Source organism: Azospirillum brasilense (genome assembly GCF_001315015.1).
Taxonomy (GTDB): Bacteria; Pseudomonadota; Alphaproteobacteria; order Azospirillales; family Azospirillaceae; genus Azospirillum; species Azospirillum brasilense.
Map to the genome: position 1 here is coordinate 601,566 of NZ_CP012915.1, position 13,672 is coordinate 615,237.

Here is a 13,672-nt window from a genome sequence, read left to right on the forward strand (position 1 = left end):
CATGACGGTCCTCTTATCCCCCGAACAGACGGTCCATACGGGCATGCTGCGCGTCCGGTGCGGCGAGCCGGTCTGCGTTCCCTACCGCATCCGCTTCCTCGGCCCCGCCGACCTGCCGGCGCTGGAGGCGTTCCGCGGCTACATCTTCGGGCAGTTGCCGGACATCGACGCCTATTTCCCCGAAACGCCGGAGTTCGCCGGTCTGCATCTGGGCGAGCGCGGCGTGACGCTGGGGCTGGAGGCCGAGGGTCGGCTGATCGGCTGCGCCATCCTGGGCCTGCCGCAGCCGGGCATGCCGGCCTTCGTGGACGATCTGCCGGGCACGCGCCCCGCCGTCACCGCCACCGCCCATATGGCGAGCTGCATGGTCCACCCGGACTTCCGCGGCAACGGGCTGCAACGGCTGCTGGTGACGCTGCGCACGCTCCACGCGCTGGGAGCCGGGCGCCCGCACCTGTTCTCGCGCGTCGCCCTGTCCAACCCCCGCAGCCTGGCGAACCTGCTGTCCGGCGGCTTCCTGGTGCGCCAGGTGCTGGTCATGCACGCCAGCGGCCGGCTGCGCTATCTGCTGCACCGCGACCTGGGGGCGGCGCCGCCCGCCTGGGTGCCGGGCAGCGAGCGCGTCTTCGCCGTTCCGGAGCTGGACGAGCAGCGGGCGGTGATCGAGGCCGGCTGGATCGGGCATTTGGTGGAACTGGACGGCCCCGTGCCGCTGGTCACCTACGCGCGCCCGGTGGAGGCGGTGCAGGTCGTAGCCCAGGATGCCGCGCTGGAGGTCACGCCGTGAGCACTCCTCTCAAGACGGCGGTCGTCGTCGATCCCTATTCCACCGGCATCCTTCTGGCGCCGCGGCTGCGCGCGCGGGGCTACGAAGTGGTCGCGGTGCAGAGCCGCCCGGACCTCGCCCCGTCGCTGCTGCGCAGTTACCAGCCCGACGACTTCGCGGCGCACATCCTCCATGACGGCGACCTCGACGCGCTGGCGAGGACGCTGCGCCCACTGGCCCCGGCCTTCATCCTGCCGGGCAATGAGTCCGCGGTGGAGTTGACCGACGCGCTGGGCGCCGTTCTGGGCACGCCGGGCAACAGCCCGAAGCTGACCGCCGCGCGCCGCAACAAGTTCATGATGATCGAGCGGCTGGCCGCCGCCGGCCTGCTGACCGCCCGCCAGACCATGGCGACCGGTGCCGCGGAGGCGGTGGAGTGGGCGGCACAGGCGGGCTGGCCCGTGGTGGCGAAGCCGATGGCCAGCGCTTCCACCGACCATGTCTATTTCTGCGACACCCCCGCGCAGCTGCGCGCCGCCGTGGACGCCATCCTGGGCAGCCGTGACTTCTGCGGTTCGGCCAACGAGCGGGTTCTGGTGCAGACCTACCTCGACGGGCTCGAATACGTCGTCAACACGGTCAGCCGCGGCGGGCGCCACTATGTCTGCGACGTGCTGCTGTCCGCCAAGCGGGCGCTGAACGGGTCCCCCTTCGTCTACGATTATTACCGGCTCCTGCCGCCGGAGGAACCGGTGGCGCAGGCGTTGATGGCCTACATCCGCCGGGTGCTCGACGCGCTGGAGATCACCGACGGCGCCGGCCATGCCGAGGTGCGGATGACCGCCCGCGGCCCGGCGCTGGTGGAGATCGCGGCGCGCGCCATGGGGCCGGCCGGCTCGACCACCGGCATCGCGGCGGGCACCGGGCACGATCAGGTCGATCTGCTGGTCGATGCCTTCGACGGGGCGGCGGCGGTCGGGCCGCTGCTCGACGGCCATTACCGGTTCCAGGCCGACGCGATGGTCCTCTATCTGCCGGTTCTCGTGTCGGGCCGGGTGGAGGCTTTGCCGGACCTCTCCATTCTGGACGGCATGGCGAGCGTGCGCGGCTACGCCCTGGTGCCGCGGGTCGGGGACGAGGTGGTGCCGACGCTCGATCTGACGCAGGTGCTGGCGAAAATCTATCTGGCGCATCCGGACCGCGCCGTGTTCGAGCGCGACTGGGCTGCCATCCGCTCGCTGGAGGATCGCCTCCAGCCGACCGTCGCGTAGCGTCGGAGCGGACGGGCAGCGATGGCGCATGTCCCCTATGAGCAGCGCTGGGCCGCGGCCCGCAAGCGCTTCGAGGCTGCAACGGCGAAGCATCGGCCGAAGGACGCCAAGGCGGTCGCCGCCGCGCTGAACGGCGATGCCGCGCTGGTCAAGGCGCTGAAGGCCGGCGACGCCGTCCACCGTGCCGTCACGGCTGGCGAGGAGGCCGTGAAGGGTCTCGTTGCCGCGGGGAAGGACGCCGTGAAGGCGCGCAAGGCCTATCTGGCCACGCTCGGCAAGGCCTTGGACGAGGATACGGCAAGCCGTGGCGACAAGGCCGCGGCGACGGCCTGCGAGCGGGCGATGAAGGCGCTCGCCAAGGACCTCGCTGACCTGGAGGAATCCATCGGCGGGGACGCCGACCGCCTCAAGGCGCAGGCCGCTCAGGCCGAGAAGGACGCCGCCTCGTCGGAGCGCGCGCAGAAGCGGTGGGAGGCGAACATCAACGGCGCGCTCGCCCGCGCCGCCGCAGGGGTCGCCAAGGTGCGCGCCAAGCCGACGCCGGATACCTACAACGAGCTGTTCCCGGCGCTGGCCCGCGATCTCGCCACCCAACTCGCCGCGGCGAAGGCGCTGGACGGGCTGCGCGCCGATCCCGACTTCTACCGCCGGAAGCTCGCCCCCTGGGCCGGGCAGGGCGGCGACGGGCCGCCGATGCGCGTGCCGCCAGACTACACCGCCCGCCAGATCACCGACCTCATCAAGGAGTTCGCCACCGTCTGCAAGGGTGTGGTGCAGCTGGTGGGCGGCCGCTGAAGCGAGGCGGGGAGCGAAGCCGCCGTTTTGGACCCATTCGGTTCCGGTAGTGGTGGGAGAGGAGCAATCGCCGATTCCGAGGGGCGCGCCCGCCTCCTACCATGCAGGCCGATAGGGTGAATGTTTGGTTAAGCGGAGGAGCTGAGACATGGGTGGTCCCCTGAAGCGCATCGACATCCCGGACATCCTGACCCAGAAGGACTGGGACAAGAAGAAGGGCGCCATCGCCAAGATCGCCGGCAAGACCGGTGTCGGCGATGCGATGAAGGCGGTCGACAAGGCGCACGGCGCCATCGACTGGAAGAAGCTGAGCGTGTCGGTGAACGCGCCCAGCAACGCGACGCTGGACGATCTCGACTCGCTGCTGGACGAGGCGCGGGCGGAGTACAAGCGCTCGGTCGAGCCGCTGCGCACCCAGCTCCAGAAGCTCCGCGACTTGGCCGAGGCGACGGCGAAGAAGTTCAAGTCGAACAAGCTGATCCCGAAGGACTCTGCCGCCCACGCGGAGAAGGTGGCAAAGACCGCCGATCAGCTCTTCGTCGCCTTCAACCAATCCTCGCTCGGCGACAAGATCGTCGATGACTATGAAGGCATGAAGGACGCCATCGAGAAGGCCGACAAGGTGCGCGCCAAGGGGCGGGAGATTCTTGAAAAATACATGCTGTCCCTGGCGAAGAAGCTGAAGACGGCAAAGACGGTGGGCGATTACCAGGACCTGTGGAAGGAAGACATCCGCGGCGTCGGCACCCAGCTGCCGAAGATGCCGGAGCTGAAGGCTTTCCTGAAGGATTGGCGCAACATCTCCTCCCAGGACGGCATCCCGGAGACCGACGAGGACGTGAAGAGCCGCTGCAAGGAGGTGATGGCCGTGCTCGCCCGCATGGACAAGCAGATGAAGGCCATGGCCTGACCGTATTCAGCGCCGCGGCCCGTCGGGTGCCATCGGCTGCAAAGGGGTGGGAGCGTCCGGAAGTTCGCCTGTGTTCAGGCGGTTCCGGACGTTCTGCCTATTAGCGATCTCTGTTGAAATCACCACGTTCGGTCGTCAGCGCCAAGTACGGGCCGCATCCTCGATTGCGTGGTTAAAGCCACATTTTCTATAGGATTTACGATTGATGAAGCTTGTCGTGAATTTCTGAGTCGTTGTTGCGCCGATGGCTGATTATACTTCGCAGCATGGCCGGTTTCGGTTTCATGGGGTTTCGGCTTTAAATGCCTTGGTGCATCGGTATTTCCGCAGCAACCGTTTTGCGATACCTCTCATGATGGGCTTGGCTGAAGGCCATTCGACCTGCGGGTCGGGCTGCGGCCTGTGCCACGCGCCTGTCGAAGGAACTGTGCCCCGGTGCTTCCGCCGCCTGCCGTCATGCCGTCCGTAACCGCCATTATTGCGCGTCTCGCCCGACGGTTGGGCGCGGTTTTGCTCTTCGCTCTTCTTTTCACCACTCCGGCCCTGGCCACGGTCCTGCCGCAGGCGGAGCGCGGCGTGCTCGATCTGCGCGGCTGGTACGCGGACCTCGACGGACCGGTGTCGCTGGACGGCGAGTGGCTGGTGTCCTGGGACCGTTTGGCCGGTGAGGAAAGCCTGAACCCGCTGCCGGAACCGGACGGACGAATCTGGACGCCATTTACCCTGCCGGCGATCTGGAACGGCGCCGAGCGCCCGGACGGGCAGGAGATGGGCGGATTTGGCGCCGCCACCTTCCGCCTGAAGATTCTGCTGCCGCCCGGCATGCCGCCGCTGACGCTGAAGATGCCGCCGGTCAATTCGGCCATGCGGGTGTGGGTGGACGGCCGCTCGGTCGCCGCCGCCGGGGTTCCGGCCCTGGCCGCCGCGCAGGAGCAGTCCTCCTCCGTCTCCCGCTTCGTCACGCTGCATGGCGGCCAGCGGGTGATCGAACTGGCGGTGGAGGTCTCCAACCACTTTCATTTCGAGGGCGGGATCGGGCGCACGATCTATCTCGACGCCAACGGTGGGCTGTCGCGGCTGTGGCAGCGGCAGTTGATGACCAACGCCGGGGCGTTGATGTCCTTGTCCCTGATGGCGTTGTTCATCGGCGCCTTCCTCCGTCGGCGCCTCTCGGCGGCCCCGCTGTTCCTGGTCATGCTGCTGGCCGCCTGCGCCATGCGGCTGATCTGCACCAGCGAACTGCTGCGCGTCTTCTTCCCCGGCGTGTCGGAGGTGTGGGCCTACCGGCTGGAATATCTGCCGATCTACATGTTCTACCCGATCTACTTCCACTTGCTGCGCGAGCTGTTTCCCGGATGCCTGCACCGCGGGGTGGGGCGTGCCATGATGGCGGTCGCGGTGCCGGGCATGTTCCTGGTGCTGGTGACCGAACCGGCGCAATTCACCCGGTTGCGCGACGTGGCGAGCCTGCTGCTGGTGCTGTCGGCCCTGTACTTCGCGTGGCGCCTCACCGTCGCCGCCCTGCGTCGCCATTCCGGCGCGCTTCTGCTGGGGGCGGGGGCACTCGCCTTCCTGGGATCGGTGGTGCACGACGCGCTGATGTACGCGCATTTCTTCGAGAGCATCGACCTCGTGCCCTACGGGGCGCTGCTGTTCCTGTTCGGCCACGCGCTTGTGCTGGGGCGGCGGGTGGAGACGGCCTTCCTCAATGAGCGCCGGCTGTCGCAGGAACTGGTCGCCCTCAACGAGGGGTTGGAACTCCAGATCGCCGAACGCACCCGCGCCCTGTCGGACAAGTCCGCGACGCTGGAACGCTTCCTCGCCAACCTCAGCCACGAGGTCCGGACTCCGCTGAACGCCATTCTGGGCATGGTGCGGGTGATCCGTCGCGAGGGGGCGACCGACCAGTTGGACGAGCGGCTGCGCGTCGCGGACGGAGCGGGGCGGCACCTCGTCTCCATGCTCGACACCATCCTCGACCTGTCGCGCCTGGAGGCGGGCCGGATGGAATTGCACCCCCAGCCCACCGACGTGGTGGCGCTGGTCGAGGACGCGGTGGCGCTGATGCGCGCGGGCGCCGAGGAGAAGGACCTCGCCCTGTCCCTGACGGTCAGCGGGCTGGGGGCGGAGCGCTTTTGGATCGATCCATTGCGCTTGCGCCAGATCGTTCTGAACCTGTTGAGCAACGCCGTGAAATTCACCGAACGCGGCGGGGTGGAGGTGACACTGACCGCCAGGCCGCCGCCGCCGGATGCGGCCAGCGGGACGGTCGTCCTATGCCTGACCGTGGCGGACAGCGGTCCCGGTGTGCCGCGGGCGGCGCAGGGCATCATCTTCGAACCCTTTCATCGGCTGGAAGGAACCCGCCTGGAGGGCAACCGCCGCGACGGCGCCGGCCTGGGTCTCGCCATCGTGAACGGGCTTGTCCGGCTGATGGGCGGCGACGTTTGCCTGGAAGGCAGACCGGGCGGCGGCTCCCTCTTCACGGTCTCGCTGGCGACACGTCCACTGCCGGTGGCCGATCCGTCGCCGGACCGCGCCGCTCCCATGCCGGTGCCGGGAAGCCTGGACATCCTGGTGGTGGAGGACGCGCCGGAGAACCAAGCCATCCTTCGGGAGTATCTGGCGCCCGGCGGCCACCGCGCCGTCTATGTGGAGAGCGGGGAGGAGGCCTTGGCGGTTCTGGCGGCCAGGACTGTGGATGTCGTGCTGCTCGACATGCGGTTGCCGGGCATCGATGGGGTGGAGGTGACGCGGCGCATCCGCGCGTTGCCCGACGCCGAACGGGCGCTGGTGCCGGTGATCGCGGTGACCGCCAACAGCTCGCCGGAGGACCGGGCGGACTATCTGGAGGCCGGCGTGGACGAGGTGGTGGCGAAGCCGGTGGACCCCGACGCGCTTCAGGACGCGCTCGCCCGCCACGCGCCGTCCGGCTCGTGCGCGCCCGCTCCGTCCTTTGCGGTTCAGGGGGCGCCGCTCACCGGGAGACCGGTCACGGGCGGGCTCTCCAGCGCCGACCGCGCGCGGTTGATGGATCGCTTTGCCCAAGCCTGCCGGGATGTGCTGGCGGTTCTCGATGATGAGGACTCGCCGCCCCGGCGGGTCGTCGACGCGGCCCACCGCATGAAGGGCAGCGGCGGCACCTATGGATTTCCAGAGGTGAGCGCCGCGGCGCGGGCGCTGGAGCGGACGGCGCAGGCCGTCGAAAGCGGGAGCGGGGGGGCCGCTTCCATGCAAGGGGACACGGCGGCGCTGCGGGACCGGCTTCACGCCGCTCTACGCGCCATCGAAAAGGGGGAGGCGGGACTGACATGACGGTGACGAGAGTTGATGCGACGGGAGCGGCATCGGTGGGCAGGGCGGCATGAGCGTCGGATCGGAGCTGGTCGGGCGGACCGTGCTGGTGGTCGAGGATTCTCCCGAAACGCAGGATTTGATTGCCACTTATTTGGAGCACCAGGGGTTGCGGGTGCTGCGGGCCGCAAACGGGGCGGAACTGACGGAGCGCATCGCGCAGGATCGGCCGGACCTTGTGCTGCTCGACATCAACCTGCCGGATTGCGACGGGCTGGCCCTTGCCGAGCGGCTGAGGCTGGGGGAAACCGTTCCGCTGATCTTCGTGACCGGTCGCGACAGCCCGACCGACCGCATCGCCGGCCTGTCCCACGGCGGCGACTATGTGACCAAGCCGGTCGACCTGCTGGAATTGCTGATCCGCATCCGCAATCTGCTGCGCCGCTCGGGGGCATCCGCGAGTCCGTCCGTGCCCGCCGAAAGCGCCGCGGTTCCAGCGCCCGACGCGCCGCTTGCCTTCCGGGGTTGGCGGCTGGATCTGGTGCGCCGTGCGCTGTTCCGTCCCGACGGTTCCTATCTCGCTTTGACGACGGGGGAGTTCAATATCCTGGCGGCATTGGCGGCCATGCGGCCCAACCCGGTCAGCCGCGAATATCTGCTGGACGTGATCAGCAACCGCGACCCGCGCTCCATCAGCGAGCATACGGTCGATACGTTGATCACCCGGCTGCGTCGCAAGATGCGGCTGGATGACGGCGCGGCCTCGCCGATCGTTACCGTCCGTGGGGTCGGATATGCATTGGAATCTGACGAATCTTGACGATAATGATTAATATGCAATAATAAACCGCACGTTACTCTGTTCAAAAAGTATCAACGGCCGTTGATACGCGTTCGAACGGGGTAATGCTATACATCACCCAACGAATGATTGACGGTTCCAAGCGGGTACCTGGAGATGGCGGAGCGTTCCGTCGCATCGGGTCGCCGCGCCGGACCTGACACCGCCGCCGGCCAACCGGCGCGCGATCTGATGCGGGTGAGAGCGGCATGCAACGGTCCCTGGTTTCGCGTTCGGCGGAGCGTATCGCGCTGGCTGGTCAAACGGCGGCGGGTTGCCCAGCACCGAGTTACACGGCGGCACCTTCCATTCTGATCATCGGCAACGACAGCGCGGCTATCGTCGGCATTCGTGACTGTGCCCTGCGGCTCGGTCACCAGGTGCAGGACACGCGCGACGTGATCTCGGCGCTGGGCCTGCTCGACGTGGACCGCAGCGTCGGCGTCGTGTTCGTGGATGGTGGGTCGCCCTGGTTCGACGGGCTGGCGCTGATGGAGCGGCTGCACCGCACCCATCGCGGCCTCGCCTGCATCCTCTTCGCCCGCAACCCCGAGGCGGACGATGTGGTGCGCGCCCTGCGGCTGGAAGCTGCCGACGTGGTCACCGACCCGGAGGATGAGGCGCAGATCGAACGCGCGCTCGCCCGCGTCCTCAACGGCGGGGAGGGGATCGCCTCGTCGGCCCCGCATCGGTCGCCGGTGTCGATGGGCAGCCATGACGACGCGCTGGAGCAGGCCTACCGCCATGGGTTGGCGTTGGTCGAGACGGTGCGCGCCTTGCGCGGAGAGGCTGCGGCGGCCCGCGTGATGCCCTTCGTCGCGGCCCATCGCGCGGCCGCGGCACCAGCAACCGCTCCTGCTGCAATCGCAACCGCGGTTCACCCCGATTGCGAAGCGGCGGCCGAAGGCGGCGCGCCGGACAGCCTGGGCATTCTGACGGCGATCCGGCGCAAGCGCGCCGCCCGCGAGAAGTTTTTCCCCAAGGGCCTGTTCGAGGATCCCTGCTGGGACATGCTGCTGGACCTGATGATCAACCATCTTCAGGGGCGGCGGATTTCCGTGTCGTCGCTGTGCATCGCATCCGGCGTGGCGCAGACCACGGCGCTGCGCCGCATCACCGACCTGCACGACCGCGGGCTGGTCCGTCGCATCGCCGACGACAAGGACGGGCGCCGCGTCTTCATCGAACTGACCGAAGAGGGCGTCGCCGCCATGGAGCGTTACGTGGAGACGGTCGGCCCGCTGGGCTGATCGCCTTCCGCTCCCGCCTCCGCTTGGCGCGAGCAATCCGGCCAGGGGCAAGCGCAGGAAGGGAAGCGGCACTCGTCGCCGTTCACATCGCTGGCCTGCACGGCGATCTTGTAGCGCAGGCCGTGGGCCGACGGGGTGTCGATCAGGCCGCAGGCCTCGTAGACCTCGACGTTGACGCGGGCCGATTGCAGGGCAACCCGCGCAATCTGTTTTGGATCCTTCATCATCGCCGTCTCGGCCTCGCTTCCGCTGCGTCGTCGGTCCTTTCAACGCATGTTCGGAGCCGTTGTGCCAGGGCGTATCGGGAGGACTTCCTTTGGACGGCCACGGCCCCCTTACGGTTCGCGCCACATCGACCGATAGGCCTCCTCCAGCGATCGGGCGAAGGCCGGTGCGTCGCACAGCGGCGACCGGCGCATGCGCTCCCGCAGGCCGGCGCGCAGCGCGGCCAGGGACTCCGGGTCGCCGACCAGCGCGGCGGTCTTGGCGACATAGTCATCCGGGCTGTCCGCCACCAGCCGGTCGGCGAGGCCGAGCGTTTCCAGGAAGCTGCCCCCGATCCGTCCCGCCCAGCGGTCGCCGCGCAGGGTGACCACCGGCACGCCCATCCACAGGCTTTCAGCCGTCGTCGTGCCGCCACCGAATGGGGTGGGGGACAACGCGAGGTCAATGCGGTTGTGGCTGTTGAAATAGTCCGCCCGTGGCGTCTTTCCTTCCATGCGCAAGCGGTTCGCTGCGACGCCGTGCGCGGCGAACTGGTCGCGCAGAGCCTGCCGCACCCCGTAATCGGCGAACTCCCGCGATTTCAGCAGCAGGCGGGCTTGCGGCAGTGCGGTCAGGACCTGAGCCCACAGCGCGACGGTCGGCCGGGTGATCTTGGCCCGGTTGTGGAAGGCGCCGAGCGTGACCGGACCGCCGCCGAGCATGGGAAGCGGCCCGATCGGCACATCCTCCGCCGGCGGGGTGAAGCACAGGTAGCTGCCGGGCAGGCGCCAGACCTTCTCGGTGAAGAAGCGCTCTTCCCCCGGCGGCAGGACATGGCGGTCGGCGATGATCCAATCCATGGCCGACAGGCCGGTCGTCCCGAAGTAACCGAGCCAGCTCGCCTGGACGGGCGCGGGCCGCCGGGCGAACAGGGTGAGCCTGTTGTTTCCCGTATGGCCGGAGAGATCGACGAGGATGTCGATGCCGTCCCGCCGGATCAACTCGGCCACCGCCGCGTCGTCCATGCCGACGATCGGGCGCCATCCGTCGGCGGCGGCGCGAAGGCTCTCCGTCACGTCGTCGGTCCGGCCGTTGTTGGCGTAGCCGAAGGCGGTGACCGTCTTGCGGTCGTGCGCCCTCAGGACGCTTTCCAGGAAGTAGCCGACCGGATGGCTGTTGAAGTCGCTGGAGACGTAGCCGATGCGCAGTGGGCGGTGACCATCGTCCCGCACCACCGGAGCGGCCGCCGGGAGCCCGCCGTCGTTTCGTCCGGCCCAGTCGCGGGCGGCGGCGAGGAAGTCGGCGTTGCCGCACTCCGGCAGGTAATGCTGGGCCATCAGGACGTTGCTGTGCGCCATCGGGAAATTCGGACGGTGCGTCAGCGCCGAACGGTAGGCGGCCATGGCTTGGTCCAGATGCCCTTGCCCCTTCAGGGTGTTGCCGAGGTTGGACCAAGCCAGGGCAAAATCGGGACGGAAGGTCAGGGCGACGCGGTAGGCCGCCGCCGCTTCACCCAGCCGGTCCTGCAGGTCCAGGGCGTAGCCGAGGTTGCCGTGGGACTCGGCGTTGGAGGGCGCCGCCTGGATGGCGTCGGTGAAGGCGGCGATGGCGGCGTCGGTCTGTCCGACCTCCAGGAACAAGGAGCCGAGGTTGTTCAACGCCTCCACGAAGCCGGGCTGGAGCGCGATGGCCTGACGGTAGGCGGCGACGCTTTCGTTGGGCCGGCGCTGCTGGCGGAACAGGTTGCCCAGCCGGAAATGGATGTCCGCCCGGTCGGGACCGAGGCGCAGCGCCGACATCAGGGCGTCCAGCGCCTCGTCCGTGCGGCCGGCGTCGAGCAGAGAGGAACTGAGATTCAAGTGGTATTCCAAGGCATCCCGGATGGACAGGGCGGTGCGGATGCTGGCGATGCCGCCGTCGTGATCGCCCCGCTCGGACAGCAGCACGCCCAGCAGGTGCCAAGCGTCGGGGTTCCGCGGCTCGCGCTTCAGGATCTGGCGGTACGCCCGCTCCGCCTCGTCGCCGCGGCCGTCGTTGTGCAGGGTCAGGGCATCGGTGAGCGAGGGCCGGGCGGTACGGCGGTCCGTCATGGAGCGTCCATCTTGAGGAGCGGGCATCGTGGGAGTTGGCGGTGCAACTCGGGGGAGAGTAGACCGCCCGGCCATGTCACGTCCACGAAGGAAGGTGATGGTCTCAGCGGAACAGGCCGGGGACGATCCGGACCATGATTCCGGAGCGGGACGCCACCAGAACGGCGTCCGACCCGGCGCGGACCCAGTGATGGCCGCGCGGCGGCCGGTGCAGGTGATACGCGGTGGGCGTGGCGATGACGTAGTGCCGCGACGCGTAGGCGGCGGGCAGGCGGTCGCCGGGTTTCCAGTATCGTGCCGTACGGTGGACCGGCGGCGGCGGGCGATGAGAGTCGGGGCGATGGGTTTGGGGGCGGTGCAAATCGGGGCCGCGATGGTCACGCTCCATCCGCGGCGGTTCGCGATGATCCGGTCCCCAACCGGCGGCGTAGGCGTCCTGGGTGCCCAGGCCGACCAGCATGGTGGCGGCGGTCAACGCGGTGGTCATGGCGGCGATCAGGGTGCGCGACATGGGGGTGTCCCTCTTCTCGTCAGGCCGGGATCGTGATCCCGATGCCCCGATGCTGCGCGCGCCCTGTTGCCGGCGTGTGTCCGGCGGCCCCCTGTTTGGTAACGGACTGTTACGGTAACGCTCTGCCCGTCGTCAGCCCAGCTCGAAGGTCGTCACGCCGAACAGGCGCGCGGTGTCGATGATTGGGGCGGGGCCGAGATACATGCGGGCGGTTTCGAACTGCGGGCTCAGGCCCAACTCCTCCGCCAGCAGGACGGCGTCGCGGTTGACCTCCGGCACGTCGAGAAAAATCGGGCCGGCCCCCGCCGTGGCGGCGAGCGCCAATGCCAGATCGCGTGCCACGCTGCGGTCGGCGGCATAGAGGGGGCCGATCTTGCTGCCGCTGTGGCAGGGGCGGATCACCCCGAAGCCGCGCAACGCCCCGTCGACCACGGCGGCCAACGCGGAGGCGCCGGGCAGCGTGATCCAGTTGGACAGGAAGCCGGCGCGCGGCGCCGGGAACAGCGCGCGGTCCCAGTCCAGCAGCCGGTCGAAGGGCACCGTCCGCGCGTCCACCAGCGCCGCGGCGGAGGAGGTTCCGGCGGGCGGCGCGCCGCCGTAGCGGATGTTGCGGTAGGCCAGCGCGAAGCCGGACTTGCGGTAATTGTCCTGCTGCGCCACCACCCCGTCCAGCCCGACGGTGCAGCCCTCCAGATGCCCCAGCCCGGCTTGCCAGAGCTCCCAGCCGAGGCCGCGCCCGCGCATCTCGGGCCGCACGATGTAGAAGCCGAGGAAGCCGAAGTTCCGGGGATAGCGGACGACGGAGAGGCAGGCCGCGGGCTCGCCGTCCAGCTCCCCGATCAGGAAGCCTTCGGGGTCCACGGCGTGGAAGGCTCCGGCGTCGTGCAGGCCGGGGTTCCAGCCCTCCGCCCGCGCCCAGTCCACGGCCAGATCCAGCTCGGCCCGGCTCATCACGCGCACGCGGTAGCCTTCCATGGCGTCCCTCCGGGTCAGGGCTGCGGGGCAGGGGCGAAGCGCGCCATGTCCCCGGCGTAGGGTTTGGGCAGGGGGAAAGCGTAACCGCCGGTCTTGCCGGTGCGCAAGCCCAGCACGGCCAGCCCCTCCACCAGCTTCACCGCGGCGGTGACGCCGTCCACCACCGGCACGCCCATTTCGGCGGTCAGGGCGCGCGCCAGATCGGCCATGCCGGCGCAGCCCAGGACGACGCTCTCCGCCCCATCCTCCGCGATGGCGTAGCGGATGGTCTCGCGCACCCGCTCCACGGCGCCCGAGGCCGGGTCCTCCAGCGCCAGCACCGGCACGCCGGCGGCGCGCACCCGGCAGCGCCCAGCCACGCCGTAACGCTCCGCCAGATGCTCCAGCGCCGGGACGGAGCGCGGCATGGTGGTGACCACGCTGAACCGCCCGCCGAGCAGGGTGGCGGTCTTCATCGCCGCCTCGCAGATGCCGACCACCGGGACGGCGGACAGGCAGCGCGCGGCGTCCAGCCCGACGTCGTCGAAGCAGGCGATCACCACGCCGTCGATGCCCGGTGCGGTGCGCCCGTGGGCGGTGATGACCTCCAGCAGGCCGGGGACGGCCAGCGCCTCGTCGTAATAGCCCTCGATGCTGGCGGGGCCCATGGACGGGTTGGCGGCGACGATCTCCGTCCCCGGCGCCGCGACGGCGCGGGCGGCGTCCCCGGCCTTCGCGGTCATCGAGGCGGTGGTGTTCGGGTTGACGACCAGGATGCGCATGGTT

Annotated in this window: 12 protein-coding genes; 7 read left to right on the plus strand and 5 right to left on the minus strand. The window is 69.3% G+C overall.

The genetic code is table 11. The annotated features are described in order from the left end of the window. The first annotated feature begins 1 nt into the window (after position 1). From AMK58_RS30570 to AMK58_RS16510, 7 genes are all read left to right on the plus strand, one after another. Positions 2-787, plus strand: coding sequence for a GNAT family N-acetyltransferase (locus tag AMK58_RS30570; protein WP_051140412.1), 786 nt, complete (start codon positions 2-4; stop codon positions 785-787). Further along, positions 784-2,037, plus strand: a complete 1,254-nt coding sequence (locus AMK58_RS30575) for an ATP-grasp domain-containing protein (RefSeq protein ID WP_051140411.1) — start codon at positions 784-786, stop codon at positions 2,035-2,037. Before AMK58_RS30570 ends, AMK58_RS30575 begins: the two co-directional genes overlap by 4 nt. 21 nt (positions 2,038-2,058) lie before the next feature. Next, the gene (locus AMK58_RS16490) at positions 2,059-2,832 is read left to right on the plus strand and encodes a hypothetical protein (protein ID WP_035676385.1); all 774 of its coding nucleotides are present in this window, start codon (positions 2,059-2,061) and stop codon (positions 2,830-2,832) included. A 148-nt stretch (positions 2,833-2,980) separates the two neighbouring features. Further along, on the plus strand, positions 2,981-3,742 hold the full coding sequence (locus AMK58_RS16495) for a hypothetical protein (RefSeq protein ID WP_035676384.1): 762 nt from the start codon (positions 2,981-2,983) through the stop codon (positions 3,740-3,742). A gap of 510 nt (positions 3,743-4,252) precedes the next feature. Continuing rightward, positions 4,253-7,057 carry a response regulator gene (locus AMK58_RS16500; protein ID WP_035676382.1) on the plus strand — a complete coding sequence of 935 codons (2,805 nt, stop codon included), beginning with the start codon at positions 4,253-4,255 and terminating at the stop codon, positions 7,055-7,057. A gap of 82 nt (positions 7,058-7,139) precedes the next feature. After that, positions 7,140-7,856, plus strand: a complete 717-nt coding sequence (locus AMK58_RS16505) for a response regulator transcription factor (RefSeq protein ID WP_236778277.1) — start codon at positions 7,140-7,142, stop codon at positions 7,854-7,856. A 230-nt stretch (positions 7,857-8,086) separates the two neighbouring features. Beyond that, positions 8,087-9,127, plus strand: coding sequence for a response regulator (locus AMK58_RS16510; RefSeq protein ID WP_051140410.1), 1,041 nt, complete (start codon positions 8,087-8,089; stop codon positions 9,125-9,127). Here the strand turns inward: AMK58_RS16510 and AMK58_RS16515 are convergent. The 5 genes from AMK58_RS16515 to AMK58_RS16535 form a co-directional block, all read right to left on the minus strand. Further along, the gene (locus AMK58_RS16515; protein WP_035676379.1) at positions 9,097-9,354 is read right to left on the minus strand and encodes a hypothetical protein; all 258 of its coding nucleotides are present in this window, start codon (positions 9,352-9,354) and stop codon (positions 9,097-9,099) included. The genes AMK58_RS16510 and AMK58_RS16515 overlap by 31 nt on opposite strands. Positions 9,355-9,462: 108 nt before the next feature. Further along, the gene (locus tag AMK58_RS16520; protein ID WP_035676376.1) at positions 9,463-11,421 is read right to left on the minus strand and encodes an O-linked N-acetylglucosamine transferase, SPINDLY family protein; all 1,959 of its coding nucleotides are present in this window, start codon (positions 11,419-11,421) and stop codon (positions 9,463-9,465) included. Positions 11,422-11,524: 103 nt separating this feature from the next. Next, complete coding sequence (locus AMK58_RS16525) at positions 11,525-11,932, minus strand: RcnB family protein (RefSeq protein ID WP_051140409.1); 408 nt, start codon at positions 11,930-11,932, stop codon at positions 11,525-11,527. Positions 11,933-12,064: 132 nt separating this feature from the next. Beyond that, a complete protein-coding gene (locus AMK58_RS16530; RefSeq protein ID WP_035676374.1) occupies positions 12,065-12,907 on the minus strand; it encodes a GNAT family N-acetyltransferase in 843 nt (280 codons plus the stop codon). 14 nt (positions 12,908-12,921) lie between these two features. After that, positions 12,922-13,668: an aspartate/glutamate racemase family protein gene (locus AMK58_RS16535; RefSeq protein WP_035676372.1), complete on the minus strand. Its 747-nt coding sequence runs from the start codon at positions 13,666-13,668 to the stop codon at positions 12,922-12,924. Positions 13,669-13,672: the final 4 nt, after the last annotated feature.